Genomic DNA, 20,780 nt, shown 5'->3' on the forward strand with positions numbered 1-20,780 from the left:
TTTTTCAGTCGTCCGGCAGTATCGTTTTGGCAATGGATTGATCCAGTTCTTCATAGTCATCGTAAGCGATCGTTTCATATAATTCTTTTCTCGTCTGCATATCTGAAAGCCCCTCTTTTTGCGAGCCTTCTTCTTTCAGAAGGCGGAAAATACGCTCAAAAGCCTTGGCCGCCGTTCTGAGTGACGTGACCGGGTAAATGACCATCTGACAGCCCATATCGGAAAATTCATCAGCACTGTAATACGGCGTTTTTCCGAATTCAGTCATGTTTGCGAGAATCGGCACACTGATTTGTTTGGAAAACGCTCTGAATTCACTTTCGGATTGGAGCGCTTCCGGAAAAACAGCGTCAGCACCCGCTTTTATATAAGCGGACGCCCTTGTTAATGCCCCCTCCAGCCCTTCCTGCTGTCTGGCGTCTGTTCTCGCAACAACAAGAAGGGTCGGCGCGGCCTGCTTGATCGCTTGGATTTTTTGCGCCATTTCTTCAATCGGCACGAGCTGCTTCCCATTCAGATGTCCGCATTTTTTCGGCAGGCGCTGATCCTCCATCTGGACGGCGGCCGCGCGCGCTTCATACATTTCTTTCGCCGTCCGGGCGGCATTCAGCACTCCTCCGAAACCCGTGTCAATATCGACAAGGACGGGCAGATCAGACGAGCGGACCAGATCTTTAACCCGTTCAGCCATTTCCGCCGACGTGATGATCCCTAAATCGGGCAGCCCTCTGCTCGCCGTGTAAGCCGCGCCTGATAAATAAAGAGCCGAAAACCCCGTTTTCTTGGCGATAAGAGCGGCCATCGCATCGTGAGCGCCGGGGATCTGCAATAGATCCGGCGCTGCCATCAGCGTACGGAACCGCTCTGCAAGCTCCTCTTGAGACGACTGCTTGCTGACGATCCACGTCATGTTTGTCACCCTCCTATTTTATACGAGAAATAAGTCCATAAATTCACTAACGCTGAGCTTCTGCATTCGGCCGCTATGTTCGCAGGCCTCTTCGATTTTTCGCTGCTGCTTCAATGAAAAATGAGTACTGATGTTTGCTGAAAACTTGGCAAGAATCTTCGGAACGGCTTCTTTTCTGCGGAACCGGTGTCCGAGCGGGTATTCACATTCAATCCGTCCCGTAGCCGTGCCGTCTGTAAAATGCACCTGTACGGCATTTGATATGGATCGCTTATTCGGGTCTAAGTAATCTTTTGAGTACGCTTTGTGTTCCGTCACCTCCATTTTGCTCCGCAATGTATCAATTCGCGGGTCAGACGCCGTTTCCTCTTCATAATGATCCGCCGTGATATCTCCGAAAAGCAGCCCGATTGCCGTAATATACTGGAGGCAGTGATCCCGGTCAGCCGGATTGTGAAGCGGCCCTTTTTTATCGATAATCCGGATTGCCGACTCATGGGTCATAATCGTGATCCTATCAATGTCTTCAATGCGGTCTTTCACCTCCGGATGAAGCCGGACCGCGCATTCCGCCGCTGTCTGGGCGTGAAATTCAGCCGGGTAGGATACTTTAAATAAAACATTCTCCATCACATAGGACCCAAGCGGGCGGGCAAGCTTCATTTCCTGCCGGTTAAACAGTACGTCTTGAAATCCCCACCCAGATGCGGTCAGAGCCGTCGGGTACCCCATTTCACCTTTTTGCGCCATAAGGGCCAAATATACGCCTCTGCTCGTCGCGTCTCCGGCCGCCCATGATTTGCGTGATCCGGTGTTCGGCGCATGACGATACGTTCTGAGGCTTGAATTATCAATCCAAGCGTGAGATACGGCGTTATTGATTTCCTCTCTTGAGCCGCCCAGCATTTGTGCGCAAACAGCCGCAGTCGCCACTTTCACAAACAGCACATGGTCAAGCCCCACTCTGTTTAAGCTGTTTTCCAAAGCGAGAATTCCTTGAATTTCGTGCGCTTTGATCATTGCGCAAAGCACATCGCGCACGGTAAGCGGTTCTTTCCCTTCTGAAATCCGCACTCTGGATATATAATCCGCACAAGCCAATATGCCTCCGAGATTGTCAGACGGATGACCCCATTCCGCAGCAAGCCACGTATCATTATAATCGAGCCACCTGTTGATACAGCCGATATTAAAAGCAGCCGTGACCGGGTCTAAAACAAAAGGCGTGCCCGGGACTCTGCTGCCGTTGGGCACGGAGGTTCCCGGGACAATCGGGCCGAGCAGCTTTGTACATTCGGGATAGCTGAGCGCCAAAATTCCGCAGCCTATCGTATCAAGAAGCACATGTCCTGCCGTAGCGAAAGCTTCTGAACTGTCAATCTCCTGATGAAGCACGTAGTCAGAAATCTCTTCGATTACAGCGTCCATTCGGCGGGGTTCTGTCATGTTTTCATCTTCCTTTCTCATCTGTTTACAGGCGCGCTCCGGTATAGCGGACACGCGGGCGGAAAAGCCGGTTTCGGCTGTGCTGTTCAATGACGTGGGCACACAGGCCGACCGTGCGTGCGCTGAAGAATATAGGCGTGTACAGCGGTATTGGGATGCCGAGCATGTAATAGACCGGCGCTGCGTAGTAATCTAAATTCGGATAAAGGCCTTTTTTCTCCCTCATGACGGTTTCGCCGGCTTCACACATATTATAAAGACGAAAATCACCTGAAAGATCAGACAGCTTTTTTAACGCTTCTTTCATCATAAGCGCCCTCGGGTCCATTTTTTTCATGTAGACACGGTGGCCGAAGCCCATGATTTTTTCTTTGTTTGCGAGTTTTTGAGTTAATAATTGTGTAAACCCGTCTGTATCCTTCGCTTCCTCAAGCATGTACATAACCGCTTCGTTCGCGCCGCCGTGAAGATTTCCCTTAAGCGAGGCGACGGCTCCGGTCAGAGCGCCGTAAATATCCGATTGCGTCGAAGCGATGACACGGGCCGTAAACGTTGAGTTCGGCAATTCATGCTCACTGTATAAAAGAAGCGACCGGTCGAAGATTTCTTCTTCCAAAGATGACGGCGTTTTTCCGGTAATCATATATAAAAAGTTTGCGCTGTATGATAAGGTTCCGACCGGCGCCAAAGGCTCCAGCCCGTTGATGACTCGATAGCTGTTGACCGTCAGATTCGGCATTTTGCCTATCAGTCCGCGTACACGGTGCTGATTTACGGAAGATGAACGGTCATTGATGTCCTTGTCAAAGCCTCCAAGCGCGGACAAACCCGTCCTCAGTCCGTCCATCGGGTGAGTATGTTCGGGCAGCAGACGGCATATGTGCAAGATTTCCTCGGGAAGGTGTCCGCCGCGCCGAACGTCTTCTTCAAGCGTTGCCTTCTCTTTCGCATCAGGAAGTCTGTCTTCCAATAAGAGATGAACAATGTCCATATAGCCGGCCGTTTTAGAAAGCTCAATCAGATCGTGGCCTTTGATTAAAATACTGCCCTGCTGTGTATCCAGGAAAGAAATCCCCGTTTCCACCGCAATGACGCCATCTAAACCGGGAGAATAAGATTCCATGGTTTCGCTCCTTTGCGCACTTTTTATTGAAGAAGATACTTAGAAATAATCAGCCTTTGAATCTCATTGGTTCCTTCATAGATTTGCGTGACTTTCGCATCCCGAAATAAACGCTCCGCGGGATATTCTTTCATATAGCCGTAGCCGCCGTGAATCTGCACAGCCTCCACCGCCGCTTTCATCGCCGCATCGGACGCGAATTGCTTCGCCATAGATGCTTCTTTTCCGCACGGAAGCCCTCGCTGATACAGATCAGCAGCATGATAGACCAATAATTTGGCAGCTTCCGCATTCGTCGCCATGTCAGATAATTTAAATGAAACGGCCTGATTCGAAGCGATGGGTCTGCCGAACTGGCTGCGGGTTTTGGCGTACTCCACCGAGCAGCCGAGCGCCGCTTCGATAATCCCGAGCGCCTGAGCCGCTATGCCGATCCGTCCGACGTCAAGGTTTTTCATGGCGATTGAAAAGCCCTCGCCCTCTTCGCCGAGCCGGTTTTCAATCGGAATTTCCGCTTGGTCAAACTGCAATTCGACAGTATTGGAACCTAACAATCCGAGCTTTTTTTCTTTTTTTCCGACAGAAAAACCGGGTGTGTTTTTTTCAACGATAAACGCGGAAATCCCCTTTCTCCCCTTACCCGGATCGGTTATGGCGAATGTCAGATACAGATCTGCCGCTCCGCCGTTTGTAATAAAGATTTTTGAACCGTTCAGAATATATGAACCGCCTTTTCGCACGGCCGTTGTTTTCAGGCTTCCCGCATCAGATCCGGATTGAGGCTCAGTAAGCGCAAACGCCCCAATATATTCGCCCGCTGCCAGCTTCGGAATATACGTTTGTTTTTGGGCTTCTGTCCCGAAATGCAAAATCGGGATTGTCCCTACCGATGTGTGGACGGATAAAATGACGCCGACGGCCGCGCTGACTTTTGATATTTCATGAATCGCTAAAATGTAAGATGTTGTATCAGCACCCGCCCCGTCGTAAGCTTCCGGGACGGGAATGCCCATCAATCCCGCTTCGCCCATTTTTTTAATCAGCCGCTCCGGAAATTCATCTGTTGATTCCATGAGCTCAACCATCGGCGCGATTTCCTTGCGGGCAAAATCACGCACCATTTTTCTCATCATGATGTGCTCTTCTGTAAAATGCATGGCTGCCGTCTCCCCTCATGATCTTTACGTCATCTGCCGTACTCATAAAAACCGCGCCCGCTTTTTTTGCCGAGCCAGCCGGCGCTGACATATTTTCTGAGCAGAGGGCATGGGCGGTATTTCGAATCTCCGAGCCCCGCATAGAGAACCTCCATAATGGAAAGGCACGTATCCAGCCCGATGAAGTCAGCTAATGTTAAAGGACCCATCGGATGCCGCATGCCGAGCTTCATCACCTCATCAATCGCTTCCTTTGAAGCTGCTCCTTCGTAAAGGCAATAAACGGCTTCGTTAATCATCGGCATTAATATGCGATTAGATATAAAGCCCGGGAAGTCATTGACTTCGACAGGGGTTTTATTCATCCGGACGGCAAGCTTCTTTACTGTTTCCGCTGTTTCTTCCGATGTGGCGAGTCCTCTGATGACTTCGACAAGCTCCATGACAGGAACCGGATTCATAAAATGCATGCCGATTACTTTTTCAGGCCTTTTTGTGGCCGCGGCAAGCTCCGTAATGGGAAGAGAAGACGTATTGCTTGCCAATACGGCATGCGGGGGACAGATTTTATCAAGTGTGTCAAACAATTCCGCTTTTGCTTTTTTGTTTTCGGCAATGGCTTCAATTACAAAATCAGCATCTCCCGCTTCTGTGAGCTCTGCCGGAGAAATACGGCTGAAAACGGCATCTGTCTCCTGCTGTGACTTCCGTCCTTTTGCCTGCTCTTTCTCCAGGTTTGCCTTTATGCGGTGAAGACCTTTTGTTACCGTTTCCGGCTCCCAATCGTATAACTTGACGGCAAACCCGGCTTCTGCAGCCGTCTGAGCGATGCCTGCTCCCATCTGAGCGGCACCTGCGACCATGATTGTTTTCATCTTCATCCGGCGCTCCCTCCTTTGATCAGTACACCTCCAGCAGGACGGCATCTCCTTGAGCCGCTCCGCTGCATATAGCCGCTATGCCTAAACCTCCTCCGCGACGCTTTAATTCGTATATTAAACTCATGATGATTCTCGCTCCGCTTGCGCCGATCGGGTGGCCGAACGCGATTGCCCCTCCGTTTACATTCACTTTCTCCCGGCTGAACCCGGCTATTTTTTCACTCACGAGCACGACGGACGCAAATGCTTCATTTACTTCAAACAAATCAATATCGTCAACGGACAGTCCGGTTTTTGTCAAGAGCCGGCTGATGGCCTCTCCCGGGGCGCTTGCCAGCTCGGACGCTTCCAGTCCGACTGACGCAAAGCCAAGTATCGCTGCGAGCGGCCTGACATGCTGCTTTGCGGCTTTTTCCTCTGACATCAGCACAAATGCTCCGGCCCCGTCATTTACACCGGGAGCGTTTCCGGCTGTAACCGTTCCGTCGGCTGTAAAAATTGGCTTGAGCGCTGCAAGCTGCTCAAGGCTCGTATCAGGACGCAGCCCCTCATCCGCTTCAACAGTATGCTGTTTGCCCTTTTTGCCGGTCCAGGTGACGGGAACGATTTCTTCACGCAATTTGCCCGCTTCAGCCGCCCCTGCCGCACGTTTCTGGCTCAAAAGAGCGTAATGATCCTGTTCATCCCGGGAAATGCCGTACTTTTTGGCCGCAGTGCTTCCGTGGACAGCCATATGCACCTGGTCGAACGCACAGGTCAGCCCGTCATGAACCATTAAATCCTGAAACACCCCGTCCCCCATCCTCACACCCCAGCGGCCGGCCGGAATGGCGTACGGAATGTTGCTCATGCTTTCCATTCCGCCTGCAATCAGCACGTCCGCATCTTTGGCCCGGATCATTTGATCACAGATGGTAACGGCCCTGAGCCCTGATGCACAGACCTTATTAATGGTTTCAGCCGGAACGGACCATGGAAGCCCGGCATATCTTGCAGCCTGCCGTGCCGGAATCTGCCCGGCACCCGCCTGGACGACCATTCCCATCACCGCTCCTTCCGCTTCGCTTTCACTGATAGCGGCGCGCTTGATTGCTTCTTTTATGGCAATGCCGCCAAGCTCGGCTGCCTTTACCTCTTTTAATGCGCCGCCGAATTTTCCGAACGGCGTTCTTGCCGCACTGACGATAACCGTTTTTCCCACAATTTTGCCTCACTTTCAATAAGATAAAAGATAACGCTTACACAAAACGCCCTGTTACAATATATGAACCGGCTGACCGAGTTATGATTGCACCGCCTTTTTCCCGCCCATAAAAAAAAGAAGACTGTCTGAACAGTCTTCTCAGCTGCGGCATTCTTCTTTTATAGAAACAGCCAGTTTTGGATAATCGGTAAAAATCGCGTCTGCTCCCGCTTTCATCAGCTGCTTCATATCCTCAGGACGATTGACGGTGAACGGACGGAGCGCCGCTTGGTGTTTTGCAAGATGTTTGATCACTTCAGCGCTCACCGCCGGCGTACCGAGCTTCGGATGATAACCCGAAGCGGGAATGGCTGCAAGATACCGTTCAAGCCGGTACAGCACATCCATTGTCAGCACCGCCCGTTCAATTTCAGGCGCCAGGGCGTGGCAAACCGCGAGACTCTCATGATTAAATGAAGAAAAAATAACGCGCTTTTCCAGTCCGTAATATCTGACTTTTTTAATCACTTCTTCTTCCATTCCTTCGTAACGGAATACACTGTTTTTCAGCTCAATGTTTATCAGAAAATCAGTACGTTCCGCAAAACGCAGCACATCTGACAAAAGCGGAATTCTGACACCTTTAAAAGCATCTTTCCATTTTCCGGCGGCATCGGCGGTTCTGATTTTGTCATACGCCGTATCTTTCACAAATCCTTTCAAAGACGTCGTGCGGTCGAGGGTTTCATCGTGAATGACCACGATGCGGCCGTCTTTTGTCATCTGTACATCAAGTTCAATTCCGTCAGCCCCGTCCTCAATCGCTTTTTTGAACGCGGGCATCGTATTTTCCGGGCAGTCGCCCGACGCCCCCCGGTGGGCAAAAATATTTGTCATATGTGTCACCTCAGGTGTTTGTCATCGGTTTTCTCTATTATAATCGTTATGCACATAAGGAGGGCGCTATTTACACATATTTTATAATTACCGGCCGCTGTAATAGGTTTCGATTCCGTTTACAACGGCGTCCGCGGCGTGCTCTTGTCCGTTATCGCTTTTCAGCTTGTCCGCATCTTGAGGATTTGTGATAAAACCTAATTCAGCCAGCACACTCGGCATCTTTGAATATGTAATGACATAAAAAGTAGCTTCTTTTACGCCTCTGTCCTTCATCCCTAAAGACGTGACAAGCTGCTGCTGGATGTCGGAAGCAAGCCTTTCGCTGTCTGCGCCTTCATATGTCGAATTAAAATACGTTTCCGTGCCCGATGCAGTTGAGACGGCTGAATTCGTATGGAGGCTGACGAATAAATCGGATTGGCTGGCGCTTGCTTTCGCCACCCGCTCGTCCAAACGTAAAAAAGTATCGTCAGTCCTTGAAGCTACAGGTTTTGCGCCTTCTGTCTCCAATTTGGCGATCACCTTGTTTGACACCGCTAAATTGATGTTTTTCTCAAGCAGTCCATTTCCGCCGGCCCCGCTGTCTTCTCCGCCATGTCCGGCATCGATATAAATGGTTTTCCCTTGCAAAGGTTCAGCTGCATAAGCAGACGGCGCAAGCAGAAGCAGAGCGGCACCGAAGGCAGCAGCGCTTTTTGTCAGTAAACCCACGTTTTTTTCCTCCCCGTTTTCACATATCTGTTTCTTTTTTCAGTTCCTCAAGCCGTAATTGTCCGTTGCTCTCTTTTTTATAGGTGATTTGCACCGCCGTATGTTCAGGCAGAGACTGACATTCAAACCGCTTGGCGAAAGGCACCTTCACCTCTTGCCTTTCTCCGTCAATTTCGACCGCGATTGTATCGTTTCCGGCCGCTTTTATAAATGTTCCTTCCTGTGTAAATGACGGCGCCGCATCAGCCTCCGCGGTATACTCGCAGCCTGATAACAGCCATGCGGTGAAGATCAGAAGTATGACAGACTTCACACAGATCACCTCACGTTTTCTCATTCGGCTTTATCTTTGAACAGAATGGCCGATTTGTAAAGGGAGCCTTCATTCCTCCAGCGCTTTTCCATATTTGGAATGAAGGCTATCTGACCTGCTGTTTACCTGAACTTAGAAAGAAAACAAGCTGATCAGTCTATGAAAAAGGTTCTGTCTGAAGGCCGAATATGCAGAATTTAACGGAAACGGACGACTTTCTGTTCATTTTGAAAAAATATCAGATCGGCAAAAAAAGAGAGCCGCGTCATGCGCTCTCCCGAATAGAAACATTCATATTTATTTTGAGCTTTTCATAAAATGAACGGGACAACTTAAAAGAGCAGCGTATTGGCGGCAATGATGAGAATAATCACTCCGCTCAGCACCGTGCTGAACTGTCCGACGTGAAAAGAACCGATGCGCAATGATGCGGCTTTTTTTCCAAGCGAGCAGCCGATCCATATGGTCAAAAAGCTTCCGACCGCCGCAGTGATGGAAATGGCAGCGGGAGAAAGTCCGATCAACCCCGCGCTTAATCCGTTGGTCAGCGCATTTGCGGATACGGCCACCCCGAGAACCATGGATTCCAATATACCGATTTCTCCCGAACCGTCGGCATCCGCTGCCTCCGGATTTTGCAGCAGACCGGCAAAACGGCCTTTTTTTCCTGACGCGCCAACACGCGCTGTTTTTCTCGGCACAGCCAGCAGAATGATGCGGATACCGATGACAGATAAAATAAACGCCGCCAGCAATACAGGAAGAAAGCCCGGTAAAACGGCTGAAATCCATTTGCCGAAATAAATTCCGATATAACTGAATACAAAACAGATAAAAGCGATCATCATATTCGACGCATGCGATATTTTGATTTTTCTGATGCCGTATGACATCCCCACTCCTAAATTATCAATGCTCGAGGACACTGCCAAACCTAAAATCATTAACCAAGCCATGTTCGTTTCTCTCCATTCTTTGATGTCTTTTCAACATGTTGTGCCGTTGAATCTACACTATCCTATTCAGCCGCACAGAAAAGGTACCTTTTCTGCAAAAATTATTGATTAATGATCATCATTCCGGCGGAAACGAGGTGACACCCTTGACAGAAAATAAAAATAAGACACTGGGGCCCCTTTTAAAATCACTGCTTGATAAGCACTCGCTCTCCATGAGAAAACTCGGCGCCTTAACAAATATTGATACGGCCACCATCTCCCGGATTATAAACGGCAAGCAGAAGGCCAATTTAAAGCATCTTCAGGAATTTTCAAAACATCTCCGCACTCCGCTGGAGGAATTGCTTGAGGCGTCAGGCATAGACATCGGCCATGAAAAAGAAGCTGCGCCGCAAGACCCGATGCACGCGATTCAGGATATGCTGAATATGGCCGAGATGTTTGATCAGCCTTTTTCCCGGGAGCAAATTGAGCGCGAACTGACCAGATATGAACAATATGCCAAAACCCAGCAGGGCCATCGCCTGATTTGCGATGAGTTTCAAAAGAAAATGGACAATGAAGAAAGCGTCGGCCCTTTTATTGATCATTTGAAAAACATGCATCACCAGTATATGGATGAATCAACACCGGCTGAAGACCGCGCGATTCTCGGGAGCGCGCTGCTGTATTATATTTTAGCGACCGACGTCATTCCGGATTACATGTTTCCGATCGGCTACCTGGATGACGCCATCGCTGTTCAAATCGCTTTGAACCGGCTGAAAAAAAAGTAAAGGGGCTGGGACAAAACCCACCTCTAAGACGAAAAAAACGGTGAAATTTTACGACGAGTAAACTTTCACCGTTTTTGATTATTTTACAATAAAAAATAAGGACAACTTCTGATAAAATTAAGTTACCATACAAAATCTAATCAGAAAGAAGTGTCCTTATGTTTAAAGATTATACCATGAATCAAATCGTTTTGCCTTTAGATTTAGAAGTAAAGTTACAAAATAATGATATTGCCTACCATGTCCATCATTTAGTGGAAAGTATCCCTCAAGAAGCGTTTGAACCATTTCTTCGAAATGAAGGTTGTCCTGCCTATCATCCACGCATGATGCTTAAAATTATTCTATGTGCCTACACTCAATCTGTCTTTTCAGGGCGTAAAATAGAGGCCCTATTAAAAGACAGTATCCGTATGATGTGGTTAGCTCAAGGGTATGAACCAAGCTACCGTACAATTAACCGATTTCGTGTTCAACCAGTAGTGAAAGATTTAATCCGTCAATGTTTCATCCAATTTCGCTGCCAATTGATTGAAGAAAAACTGATCGATCAAGAAGCGATATTTATCGATGGTACAAAGATTGAAGCGAATGCGAATAAATTTACGTTTGTCTGGAAGAAAGCGATTGAGAAATTTCATCAGCGTTTAATTGATAAGTCAAACCAGTTGTACAATGAGTTGCTTGAGAACGAAATCATACCCCAAATGGAACGGGAAAGTGATGAACAGCTATCATTTGGAGAGCTCACTCAAATGGTTCAAAAAGTAGACGAAGTAGTGACCGAATATGATAAACAAATAGAAGCATCTTCAGACGTTACGGAACGAAAAGCCTTACGAAGGGAACGAAAATACCCGAAACAAGTGCGTAAACAGTTGATTGATTTTATCCTAAGAAAACGGAAGTACCAACAGGATCTTAAAATCTTTGGACCACGTAATAGCTATTCTAAAACAGATCTAGATGCGACATTTATGCGAATGAAAGATGATTATATGAAAAACGGGCAATTGAAAGCTGGTTACAATGTACAAATCGCAACGGAAGGTCAATATGCGCTTGCTTATAGTCTATTTCCAAACCCAACAGATACACGTACGTTAATTCCATTTTTAGATGAGATCGAGCAACATTATTTCGAGTTACCGAAACATATAGTTGCAGATGCAGGTTATGGTAGTGAACAAAACTTTAGTGATATTCTCTCAAACAGAAACCGAGAAGCACTGATAACATATAACAAAAGAAAAAGTACAAACAAAATACATTTAATCCTGATAACTGGGTATATGATCAAGAAACCGATACATATACGTGCCCTAATCAGAAACGTTTAGAATTTCAATATCATTCTGTCCGAACGGACGCTACAGGTTTCCAAAGGAGTTTCAAAGTCTACGAGTGCGAAGACTGTTCAGGATGCCCATTCCGTTCATCATGTACCAAGGCAAAAGAAGGAAACAATCGAAAACTAATGGTGAACAAAAAATGGGAACAGCAAAAAGAATATGTGAGAGCGAAGCTTTCAGAAGAGAAAACGAGTGCCATCTATCGAAAACGTAAAACCGATGTGGAACCAGTTTTTGGATTCTTGAAGGCTAATTTGCGTTTCACTCGATTTTCTGTACGAGGAAAATCGAAGGTAGCAAACGAAATGGGTCTCGCATTAATGGCAGTGAATTTAAGAAAATTCACTGCCAACTTCTAAGGTAATAGAAGAATTTATACATAAAAATAAAGAAAGATGAATTTGAGTACCCCCAAATTCACCTTTCTCATTATTTGAAGCTAGTTTTGTCCCAGCCACCTTTTTGTGTTGAAAAATATGAAACACCGCATTACGGTTTTGTCAAAACAGAGACAGCTGTCATATGATACATCAACCTAACAAAAAGGAGGGTGTCTTCTATGGACAGCAACACAGTTGTGGCAGTGTGCGCTCTGTTAAGTGTTGTGATTCAGATCGGAACGATATTCGCCGCAGGAAAGTGGAAAAAAGAATAAATAAAAACAAATTGACGGTTTTTTCGCACAAGCGTATGCTTATAAATAACCTTGTAAAAGATAAGAAAGAAGATATGCATATGAAAAAAATCATTCTCCTCTTCGCCGCCGCTGTCATATTCAGCTCGATCGGCCATCAAATTTCAGGAGGATATAAAGATCCTGAAAAGGAACGGAGAAAACCGTTTCATTCGTTTAAATGGTTCAGCCGGTCATAACCTCAGGAAGAAGAACAAGCAAAATAATTGCACACAATTAAAACATAAGCTAGAATACGGACGAGTTAAACTCCTAAGGAAGAAGGCGAAATGATGAAGCAAACTTATAAACCGCTGTTTGAACCTTTTACGTTCGAAAGCGGCGTCACCATACCAAAACGTATTTCAGTCGCACCCATGACACACTATTCATCAAATGATGACGGAACGATTTCCGACCGTGAATTAAGCTACATTACTCCCCGTTCAAAAGAAATGGGCATGGTCATTACGGCATGTGCAAACGTAACGCCAGACGGCAAAGCGTTTCCAGGCCAGCCCGGCATCTATGATGATTCTCACATTCCCGGCTTGAAAAAACTCGCTCAGGCGATCCAGTCTCAAGGAGCGAAAGCCGTTGTGCAGATTCACCACGGAGGATTGGAATGCCCTCCTGAACTCGTGCCAAACAACGACGTCGTCAGTCCGAGCGGCTCAGAAGAAGACGGCAGACAAACGTCCCGGGCTCTCACCGACCAAGAAATTGAGCACATCGTGAAAGCATTCGGCGAAGCGACACGCAGAGCGATTGAAGCCGGCTTTGACGGTGTTGAAATTCACGGGGCAAACGGGTACCTGATTCACCAATTTTATTCACCGAAAACAAACCGGCGCACAGACCGCTGGGGCGGAAGCGATGAAAAGCGCCTTGCGTTCCCGCTTGCAGTCGTTAACGCTGTCAAACAGGCAATTGATACACACGCTGAAAATCCATTCGTTCTCGGCTACCGCCTGTCACCGGAAGAGCCGGAAACACCGGGGCTTACAATGAAAGAAACATTCATTCTCGCCGACGCGCTTGCGGAAGAGAACTTGGATTATCTGCATATTTCACTGATGGATGTCAATTCCAAAGCCCGCCGCGGGGCGGATACTTCACGGACCCGGATGGATTTATTAAACGAACGCGTCGGCCATAAAGTGCCGCTGATGGCCGTCGGTTCCATCTATACCGCGGACGAAGCGCTTGCCGTATTAGAAAGCGGAATTCCGCTGGTGGCTCTGGGACGTGTCATTTTGATTAACCCCGAATGGGCGGTGCTGGTCAAAGAAGGCCGCGAACAGGAAATCGAAAAAGCCATTCAAGCATCTGAAATTGAGAAATACCGGCTTCCTGAACCGTTATGGGAAATGATTCAGAATACAGGCGGCTGGGTGCCATTTGAAAAGTAGACTAAAAAAACTGCCGGATGTCCGGCAGTTTTTTTGATTCACAAGTTTTTACCGCTTTGTTTACTCCTATTTCTAACACACAGCGTACATATAGTAAATAGATTAATAGAAAGGAGACCGTATATGATGGCTGGTTTTCCTATTACGATTAACAGTCTTTCCGGAAACGGGGTTGTCAATGTCGGCGGTGCGTTTTCGATAAGTCCTTTAACCGTATCAAAAACCGTCTACGGCTCAGGAGGGGGAAATACAGGGTTGGTCCTGCAAATGAATCAATCCAGTACATCTCAATCTTCAAGCTCTCAATACTCTGATCAAAATGTAACGAAAACACTATGACATCCCCATTTCCCTCCCTTTCCGGCTGGCAGCAGCCGGATTCTTTTTGCCGTTTTGTTTAATCTTCTTCCATATCACAGCGTACATATAGTTAGTAGACTGTGAGAGAAAGGAGAAAAAATAGAATGAGCGGTTGCCCGATTACGATAAACAACGTATCAGGAAACGGAGTTGTCAATGTTGGCGGCGCCATATCCATCAGTCCGCTGACTGCATCAAAAACCGTTTTCGGTGCCGGAGGGGGAAATATCGGCATTGTCATTCAAAACAATGCTGTGAGCCACACCAAAATGTTTGAACATCAATTTTCAGATCAGAATATTGTAAAGTCAATTTAAGGGCTGACAAGCAGCCCTTTCAGCATAAATAAAGCAGGCTCACTGATTTCCCGAAAGCTAGATTTTTAAACATCAGCGATCACCTTCCCTTGTTTTGAATGATTTCAGTTCAAGATGAATAGAATGCAGATTGAAAGCGAGTACTGAATCTCATTAAGGAAAGAAGGAATCGTGATGAAAAAACTTTGCCGGGAAGTTTGGATTGAAGTTGACCTTGATGCGATAAAAAAGAACGTACGGGCGATTCGCCGCCATATTCCGAATACGTCTAAAATTATGGCCGTCGTAAAAGCGAACGCTTATGGCCACGGGTCTGTGGAAGTAGCGCGGCAGGCACTGGAAAGCGGGGCGAGCGAGCTCGCTGTCGCCAGCGTCGAAGAGGGAATTGTGTTACGGAGAGCGGGAATTACGGCACCTATTCTTGTGCTCGGCTTCACAGCTCTCAGCTGTGTGAAAAAATCTGCCGTTTGGAACATAACATTATCAGCGTTTCAGGTCAGCTGGATCAAAAAAGCGAATCGGATATTGGAAAAAGAAGCAGATTCGAAACGGCTGTCCATTCATATCAATGTGGATACCGGAATGGGCAGGCTAGGTGTGCGTACGGAAGAAGAACTTTTAGCAGTGGTGAAAGCGCTCAAGTCGAGTACATACCTGTCATGGGATGGCATCTTTACACATTTTTCAACAGCGGATGAACCGGACACTGAGCTGACGATGCTGCAGCATGAAAAGTTTATCAGCTTTCTCCGCTTTTTAAAAAATCAGGACATTACGCTGCCTACCGTGCATATGTGCAACACAGCCGCCGCTATCGCATTCCCGGAATTCAGCGCCGACATGATCCGTTTAGGCATTGGGTTATATGGTTTATATCCGTCCGCCTCGATAAAGGAACTGAACCTCGTGGATCTCACACCCGCGCTAAGTTTAAAGGCGCGTATCGCTTATGTGAAAGCTATGGTGACAGATCCCCGGACCGTCAGTTATGGCGCCACATATATCGCCGAACCGGGTGAAATCATCGCGACGATTCCGATCGGCTATGCTGACGGTTACTCCCGCGCCCTGTCCAACCGCGGGTTTATTCTGCACCGCGGCAGACGGGTGCCGGTGGCGGGGAGAGTGACAATGGATATGATCATGGTCAGTTTAGGTGAGAATGAGGGCAAACAAGGAGAAGAAGTCGTCATCTACGGTAAACAACAAGGTGCCGAGATTTCCGTTGATGAAATTGCCGAAATGCTCGGTACGATCAGCTACGAAGTCCTATCTGTGTTAAGCCGCCGCGTCCCCAGCTTTTATTTCAGAGACGGCAAAATCATTAAAATATCAGCTCCGGTATTATATGTGTAGACGGCATAAACCCCGCATTTATGTATAGAACAAGTACCGGCGTGGGTGGTTCCCATTGTTTTCGTCAGCAAAATTTCAAAACGCCTTCTCTTCCGCGTTCATGCACGGAAAAGAAGGCGCGAAAAAGACATTTAGCCAAAAGCTTTGTTACGAAGCTTTATGCTCCAATCTCAGCTTGTCAGCAACCATCGCGATGAATTCTGAATTGGTTGGTTTTGCTTTTGTCATGCTTACCGTATATCCGAACAGTGAAGAAATGGAATCAATATTTCCCCTGCTCCATGCGACTTCAATGGCGTGGCGGATGGCCCGTTCTACACGGCTTGCGGTCGTGTTGAATTTTTTGGCGATGTCGGGATAAAGGACTTTTGTGATGCTGCCGAGGAGTTCAATATCGTTATACACCATGGAAATGGCTTCCCGCAAATAAAGATAGCCTTTGATATGGGCAGGCACACCGATCTCATGGATAATGCTTGTAATGCTGGCATCGAGATTTTTCCGCTTCGGCTCCGGCTGGCTGCGGATAATGCTGCTTTGCGCGGACGGCGCACGGTGTGTGACACTGCTGACATTTCCGCTTACCTGGCGGATATGGCCGACAAGGTTTTCCATATCAAACGGCTTCAGGATGAAATAGGACGCGCCTAAATCGACGGCTTTTTTCGTAACGTCTTCCTGACCGAATGCCGTCAGCATGATGACGTTCGGCTGCTTCTCGAGCTCTGATTCCCGCAGACGCTCCAAAACCGCAAGTCCGTCCAGATGCGGCATAATAATGTCTAAAACGAGCACATCGGGATTCTTATCTTTAAACAAAGAAAGACATTCCTGTCCGTTATAAGCAACGCCGATCACTTCCATATCATCCTGTCCCTCTATATATTCACTCAACAGGCTTACAAGCTCTCGATTATCATCAGCAACACAAACTTTAATTTTCTCCACGTTTCTTCCTCCCCCAATGTATTAACAGGACGCAACCCATTTGACTGCTACATGTTACATTCGACAAAACCACTACTTCCCCTTTTAAAAAATCCATATTTACCAATAATAGTGGTATATCTTTGTTTTTCTAGCATTTTCTAGGTTTTTCGACTAAAAATTGAGTTTGACAAATCAGGAAACGTGAATTTGTCGAAAAATCTTCATGTCTTATTTTACATGAATCCAGGAAAGAAGTGAAGAACGCATCACATAAAAAAACTGCCGGATCATCCGGCAGTCAGCTTGCTTTGTCTTTCCCGTAAACATCAACACCCGCTTCAGGCAGCATCCATTCGATATGAACGCCGTAGCCGCTTGTCGGATCATTGACAAATACGTGGGTTACGGCTCCGACGACCTTTCCGTTCTGGATGATCGGGCTTCCGCTCATCCCCTGAACGATTCCGCCGGTTCTTTTCAGCAGTTTCGGATCTGTCACTTTCAACACCATTCCCTTTGTCGCCGGGAATTTTTGCGGCGTGGTGCTGACGATTTCAATATCAAATTTCTCTACTTTATCGTTTTCAATAACCGTCAGCATTTGCGCAGGTCCTTTTTTCACTTCATTTGACAAAGCAATCGGAAGCGCTTTGTCGGAAATGTTGTTTTTAATCGGCTGATGCAATGTCCCGAAAATGCCGAACGGGCTGTTGCGGTTAATATCGCCGATCGTTTTCCGTTCTGACGAAAACCTTGCCAGTTTTTCGCCGGGATTGCCGCCTTTTCCTTTTTCAATCGATGTTACAGTTGAACGGACGATTTCTCCGTCTTCTACAACAATCGGTTTTTTTGTATCCATATCAGAGATGACGTGGCCCAATGCGCCGTATTTTTTTGTTTTCGGTTCAAAAAATGTCATGGTGCCGATGCCGGCTGCCGAATCGCGGATATAAAGGCCGATTCGATATTTCCCCTCGGCTTCGTCCTTTGTCGGAATCAGCTTTGTTTTGATTTTTTGCTTATCGCGTTTCACCAATAAATCCAAAGATTCACCGGTTTTGCCCGCTTTTTGAATAAACGGGGCGATATCGCTCATTTTTTCAATTTTATGTCCGTTCATTTTAATAATGATGTCGCCAGATTCAATTCCCGCTTGTTCTCCCGGAGACTTTTTCCCATCCTTTGTCATCACCTGGTGAAAGCCGACGACCAAAACACCGACTGAATGCAGTTTTACACCGATGGACTGTCCGCCCGGAATGACCTTCAATTCTGGAAGGACACGCACTTTCGTTTTTTTAATGGGAAACCCGGCAAGATCATATACTACTTCTGACCGGCCTTGTGTTTGCCCTGTTATGTTTGCATGGCCGTGCTCTTCTTTCAGCGTAAAGGCTTCTGATAATTCGCCCTTTTCAGCGCTTATTGATGCATTGACCGGAACGGCTTGTGTCTGGTTTTCAAAGACGCTCATTTCTGACGGTATCAGTAAATATTCTTTAAACGGCTTAAAAAAGCCTACACTTAGTAAAGAAACAAGGAGAATTACACCTATTGCTTTCCTCATGTTATCGTGCATTCATTCCTTCACTCTCCTCGCTCCTATCCCACACCACTTTCTTTTTCTGCTACATCTATACTTTTGCCTTCCTGCGCTTGATTTATAACCGGCATACGAAGAAAAACATTGGATACACTGTTAGAGAAATGGAACAAAAAAATAAGCTGCCTGTATCAGCAGCTTATCCTGTCGTTTTTACCTGTCCGGCCTGTTTTAAAAGCTCTTGTGCATGCCGTTTTGTCAGATCGGTCACTTCAACGCCCGCAATCATGCGGCCGATTTCCGCTACCTTGTCCTGTTTGGAAAGCGGCGTGACATGCGTTGTCGTCCGGCCGTCTTTGAATTCTTTTGCGATCAGAAGGTGCGTATCCGCCATGGCGGCAACCTGCGGCAGGTGTGTAATGCAGAGCACCTGTGAACCGGTCGATACTTTATGGATTTTTTCCGCGATGGCTTGGGCAACCCGCCCGCTTACACCGGTGTCCACTTCGTCAAAGATGATGGAGGTGACATCCTGCTGGGAAGAAAAAATACTCTTCATCGCCAGCATCACCCGTGAAAGCTCGCCTCCGGACGCGACCTTTGACAGCGGTTTTAAAGGCTCACCGGTGTTTGTTGAAATTAAAAACTTCACAAGGTCAATCCCCTTTTGGGTAAGCTGCACGGGCTGCCCGTTGACAACCGGTGCTTCACTTGCTGACGGATCGGTTTTCACGAGAAATTCCGTATCAAACGTTGATTTGCCCATATACAGACTTTTTAATTCCTGATGAATCGCTTCCGCCAGTTTCTTAGCCCAAGCTTTTCTGATTTTTGATAAATTGGCGGCTTCTACGGCCACATCTTTGCCGACCGACTCCAATTCCTTCTTCAGCGCTTCAAGGTGGCTGTCGCGGTTCTCGATTTGATCGATTTCCTCTTCTATTTTGGAGCCGTATTCCAAAATGTCTTCTACCGTCGCTCCGTATTTGCGCTTCAGCTGTTTGATCTCATTTAAACGGGTTTCAATAAAATTCAGCCGTTCCGGGTCATATTCCAGATCATCTAACAGATTGCGCATCTGAAAGGTGGCATCCTCCAGCAGATAATAGGAACTTGACACACTTTCTGACAGCTTTTGCAGCGGTTCATTGATATCCGAAATATCTTCAAGCTGGGCAGAGGCCATTCCGACCCAGTCAAGCCCCCCCTGCTCGCTGCGAAGCGCATTATAGGCGTTTTGCAATGATTCATAAATTTTTTCAAAGTTGGATATCTGCTTCCGCTCTTCCTGAAGAAGCTCGTCTTCATTCAATTCAAGCTTCGCCGACTCGATTTCTTCAAGCTGAAATTGAATCAGGTCTAACCGATGCGCCATTTCCTGCTCGCTTTCTGACAGCTTCTTCACTTTTTTGAGCAGCTTCATATAACGCTCATAGCCTTCATGGTAAGCCTGAAGCGCGGATTCGGCCTCAGCGCCCGCAAACCTGTCCAACAGCTCTAAGTGTTTATCGTCCTCCATTAACAGCTGGTTATCATGCTGTCCGTGAATATCTAATAAAAGTCTGCCGATCTCCCTTAAAGCCGCAATCGTCACTAATTTTCCGTTGACACGGCAGACGCTTTTTCCTCCGGCATTAATGTCCCTTCTCATGACAATCATGTCGTCAGATGCGTCTATTCCCTGCTCACGGCATACTTCAAACACGGGATGACCGCTGTCCAAAAGAAACAGTCCTTCAAGCTCGGCCTTTGTTTCACCGTAACGGACAAATTCAGACGAGCCGCGGCCGCCGACTAATAGGGAAACGGCGTCTATAATAATTGACTTGCCGGCCCCTGTTTCTCCCGTCAGGACGGTGAGCCCCCGCTCAAACGAAATCGTCAGTTCCTCTATAATGGCAAAGTTTTTTATTGATAGTTCAGCTAACAAACAGCATTCCACCTTTTATCTGATAATTACGCTACAGCAGCTCCAAAAGACGGCTTTGTACGCCTTCCGTATCTTCAGGCGTCCTGCAGATGATTAAGATTGTGTCATCCCCGCAGATCGTGCCCATGATTTCTTCCCATTCGAGATTATCCATCAGAGCGCCGATTGCCTGAGCATTCCCCGGCATCGTTTTTAATACGATCATATGGCTTGCTGAGTCAATTTTTACGAACGCATCCATTAATGAACGCTTCAGTTTTGACAGCGGATTGAACCGCTGATCCGCCGGCAGGCTGTATTTGTAGGAGCCGTTGTTCGTCGGCACCTTTACGAGATGCAGCTCTTTAATGTCTCTGGAGACAGTCGCCTGAGTTACCTTATATCCTTCTTCTCTCAGCATGTCAACTAAGTCATCCTGTGTTTCAATCTCATGGCTTGTAATAAGCTCTCTGATTTTTATATGCCTTTGGCCTTTTGTCATGTAAGCACCTCTGTTTTCAAGCTGTTCTTGTCATTATGTTAACCGCTTCTTGATAAAAAGTACATGA

The 20,780-nt window shown here is 47.1% G+C and carries 20 protein-coding genes and 1 pseudogene; 7 read left to right on the plus strand and 14 right to left on the minus strand.

Going from position 1 to position 20,780, the window contains the following annotated elements; translation table 11 throughout:
• Window positions 1-4: 4 nt before the first annotated feature.
• From prpB to ytaF, 10 genes are all read right to left on the minus strand, one after another.
• Window positions 5-910, minus strand: coding sequence for a methylisocitrate lyase (prpB, locus tag NYE50_RS13445; RefSeq protein ID WP_014418341.1), 906 nt, complete (start codon window positions 908-910; stop codon window positions 5-7).
• Window positions 911-928: 18 nt separating this feature from the next.
• Window positions 929-2,356, minus strand: coding sequence for a bifunctional 2-methylcitrate dehydratase/aconitate hydratase (locus tag NYE50_RS13450; RefSeq protein ID WP_172870048.1), 1,428 nt, complete (start codon window positions 2,354-2,356; stop codon window positions 929-931).
• 25 nt (window positions 2,357-2,381) lie between these two features.
• The gene (mmgD, locus tag NYE50_RS13455) at window positions 2,382-3,479 is read right to left on the minus strand and encodes a citrate synthase (RefSeq protein ID WP_224988865.1); all 1,098 of its coding nucleotides are present in this window, start codon (window positions 3,477-3,479) and stop codon (window positions 2,382-2,384) included.
• Window positions 3,480-3,502: 23 nt separating this feature from the next.
• Window positions 3,503-4,636 (minus strand): acyl-CoA dehydrogenase, encoded by a 1,134-nt coding sequence (locus tag NYE50_RS13460; RefSeq protein WP_224988867.1) that lies wholly within the window; start codon window positions 4,634-4,636, stop codon window positions 3,503-3,505.
• Window positions 4,637-4,665: 29 nt separating this feature from the next.
• Entirely contained in the window at window positions 4,666-5,517 is an 852-nt protein-coding gene (locus tag NYE50_RS13465) for a 3-hydroxybutyryl-CoA dehydrogenase (protein WP_224988869.1), read from the minus strand.
• Between the two features lie 19 nt (window positions 5,518-5,536).
• Window positions 5,537-6,718 carry an acetyl-CoA C-acetyltransferase gene (locus tag NYE50_RS13470; protein ID WP_021494296.1) on the minus strand — a complete coding sequence of 394 codons (1,182 nt, stop codon included), beginning with the start codon at window positions 6,716-6,718 and terminating at the stop codon, window positions 5,537-5,539.
• A 141-nt stretch (window positions 6,719-6,859) separates the two neighbouring features.
• The gene (locus NYE50_RS13475) at window positions 6,860-7,597 is read right to left on the minus strand and encodes a glycerophosphodiester phosphodiesterase (protein WP_159354358.1); all 738 of its coding nucleotides are present in this window, start codon (window positions 7,595-7,597) and stop codon (window positions 6,860-6,862) included.
• 87 nt (window positions 7,598-7,684) lie between these two features.
• Window positions 7,685-8,311 (minus strand): N-acetylmuramoyl-L-alanine amidase family protein, encoded by a 627-nt coding sequence (locus tag NYE50_RS13480; protein WP_159354359.1) that lies wholly within the window; start codon window positions 8,309-8,311, stop codon window positions 7,685-7,687.
• A gap of 19 nt (window positions 8,312-8,330) precedes the next feature.
• Entirely contained in the window at window positions 8,331-8,648 is a 318-nt protein-coding gene (locus tag NYE50_RS13485) for a hypothetical protein (RefSeq protein ID WP_014721488.1), read from the minus strand.
• Window positions 8,649-8,956: 308 nt separating this feature from the next.
• Window positions 8,957-9,580, minus strand: a complete 624-nt coding sequence (gene ytaF / locus NYE50_RS13490; RefSeq protein ID WP_159354360.1) for a sporulation membrane protein YtaF — start codon at window positions 9,578-9,580, stop codon at window positions 8,957-8,959.
• Window positions 9,581-9,726: 146 nt separating this feature from the next.
• Between ytaF and NYE50_RS13495 the strand changes: the two genes are divergently transcribed.
• From NYE50_RS13495 to alr, 7 genes and pseudogenes are all read left to right on the plus strand, one after another.
• Entirely contained in the window at window positions 9,727-10,359 is a 633-nt protein-coding gene (locus tag NYE50_RS13495; RefSeq protein ID WP_014418348.1) for a helix-turn-helix domain-containing protein, read from the plus strand.
• A gap of 158 nt (window positions 10,360-10,517) precedes the next feature.
• Window positions 10,518-12,064, plus strand: a pseudogene (locus tag NYE50_RS13500) (IS1182 family transposase); the annotation flags it as partial.
• A 382-nt stretch (window positions 12,065-12,446) separates the two neighbouring features.
• Window positions 12,447-12,584, plus strand: a complete 138-nt coding sequence (locus NYE50_RS13505) for a hypothetical protein (RefSeq protein ID WP_014470646.1) — start codon at window positions 12,447-12,449, stop codon at window positions 12,582-12,584.
• Between the two features lie 93 nt (window positions 12,585-12,677).
• The gene (locus tag NYE50_RS13510) at window positions 12,678-13,796 is read left to right on the plus strand and encodes an NADH-dependent flavin oxidoreductase (protein WP_159354361.1); all 1,119 of its coding nucleotides are present in this window, start codon (window positions 12,678-12,680) and stop codon (window positions 13,794-13,796) included.
• A gap of 126 nt (window positions 13,797-13,922) precedes the next feature.
• Entirely contained in the window at window positions 13,923-14,135 is a 213-nt protein-coding gene (locus NYE50_RS13515; protein WP_029973891.1) for a spore germination protein, read from the plus strand.
• A 125-nt stretch (window positions 14,136-14,260) separates the two neighbouring features.
• Complete coding sequence (locus NYE50_RS13520) at window positions 14,261-14,473, plus strand: spore germination protein (protein WP_014418351.1); 213 nt, start codon at window positions 14,261-14,263, stop codon at window positions 14,471-14,473.
• Window positions 14,474-14,647: 174 nt separating this feature from the next.
• Entirely contained in the window at window positions 14,648-15,829 is a 1,182-nt protein-coding gene (gene alr, locus NYE50_RS13525) for an alanine racemase (protein WP_159354362.1), read from the plus strand.
• A 147-nt stretch (window positions 15,830-15,976) separates the two neighbouring features.
• On the opposite strand, the gene spo0A is transcribed toward alr, so the two are convergent.
• The 4 genes from spo0A to ahrC form a co-directional block, all read right to left on the minus strand.
• Entirely contained in the window at window positions 15,977-16,777 is an 801-nt protein-coding gene (gene spo0A, locus NYE50_RS13530) for a sporulation transcription factor Spo0A (protein WP_003153177.1), read from the minus strand.
• Between the two features lie 280 nt (window positions 16,778-17,057).
• Entirely contained in the window at window positions 17,058-18,338 is a 1,281-nt protein-coding gene (gene spoIVB / locus NYE50_RS13535) for a SpoIVB peptidase (protein WP_038461527.1), read from the minus strand.
• 163 nt (window positions 18,339-18,501) lie between these two features.
• Complete coding sequence (gene recN / locus NYE50_RS13540; protein WP_007408359.1) at window positions 18,502-20,232, minus strand: DNA repair protein RecN; 1,731 nt, start codon at window positions 20,230-20,232, stop codon at window positions 18,502-18,504.
• A 31-nt stretch (window positions 20,233-20,263) separates the two neighbouring features.
• Window positions 20,264-20,713: a transcriptional regulator AhrC/ArgR gene (gene ahrC, locus NYE50_RS13545; protein ID WP_003153173.1), complete on the minus strand. Its 450-nt coding sequence runs from the start codon at window positions 20,711-20,713 to the stop codon at window positions 20,264-20,266.
• Between the last annotated feature and the right edge of the window lie 67 nt (window positions 20,714-20,780).

Source organism: Bacillus sp. EU55, from assembly GCF_038005925.1.
In the GTDB taxonomy this organism is placed as follows: domain Bacteria; phylum Bacillota; class Bacilli; order Bacillales; family Bacillaceae; genus Bacillus; species Bacillus velezensis.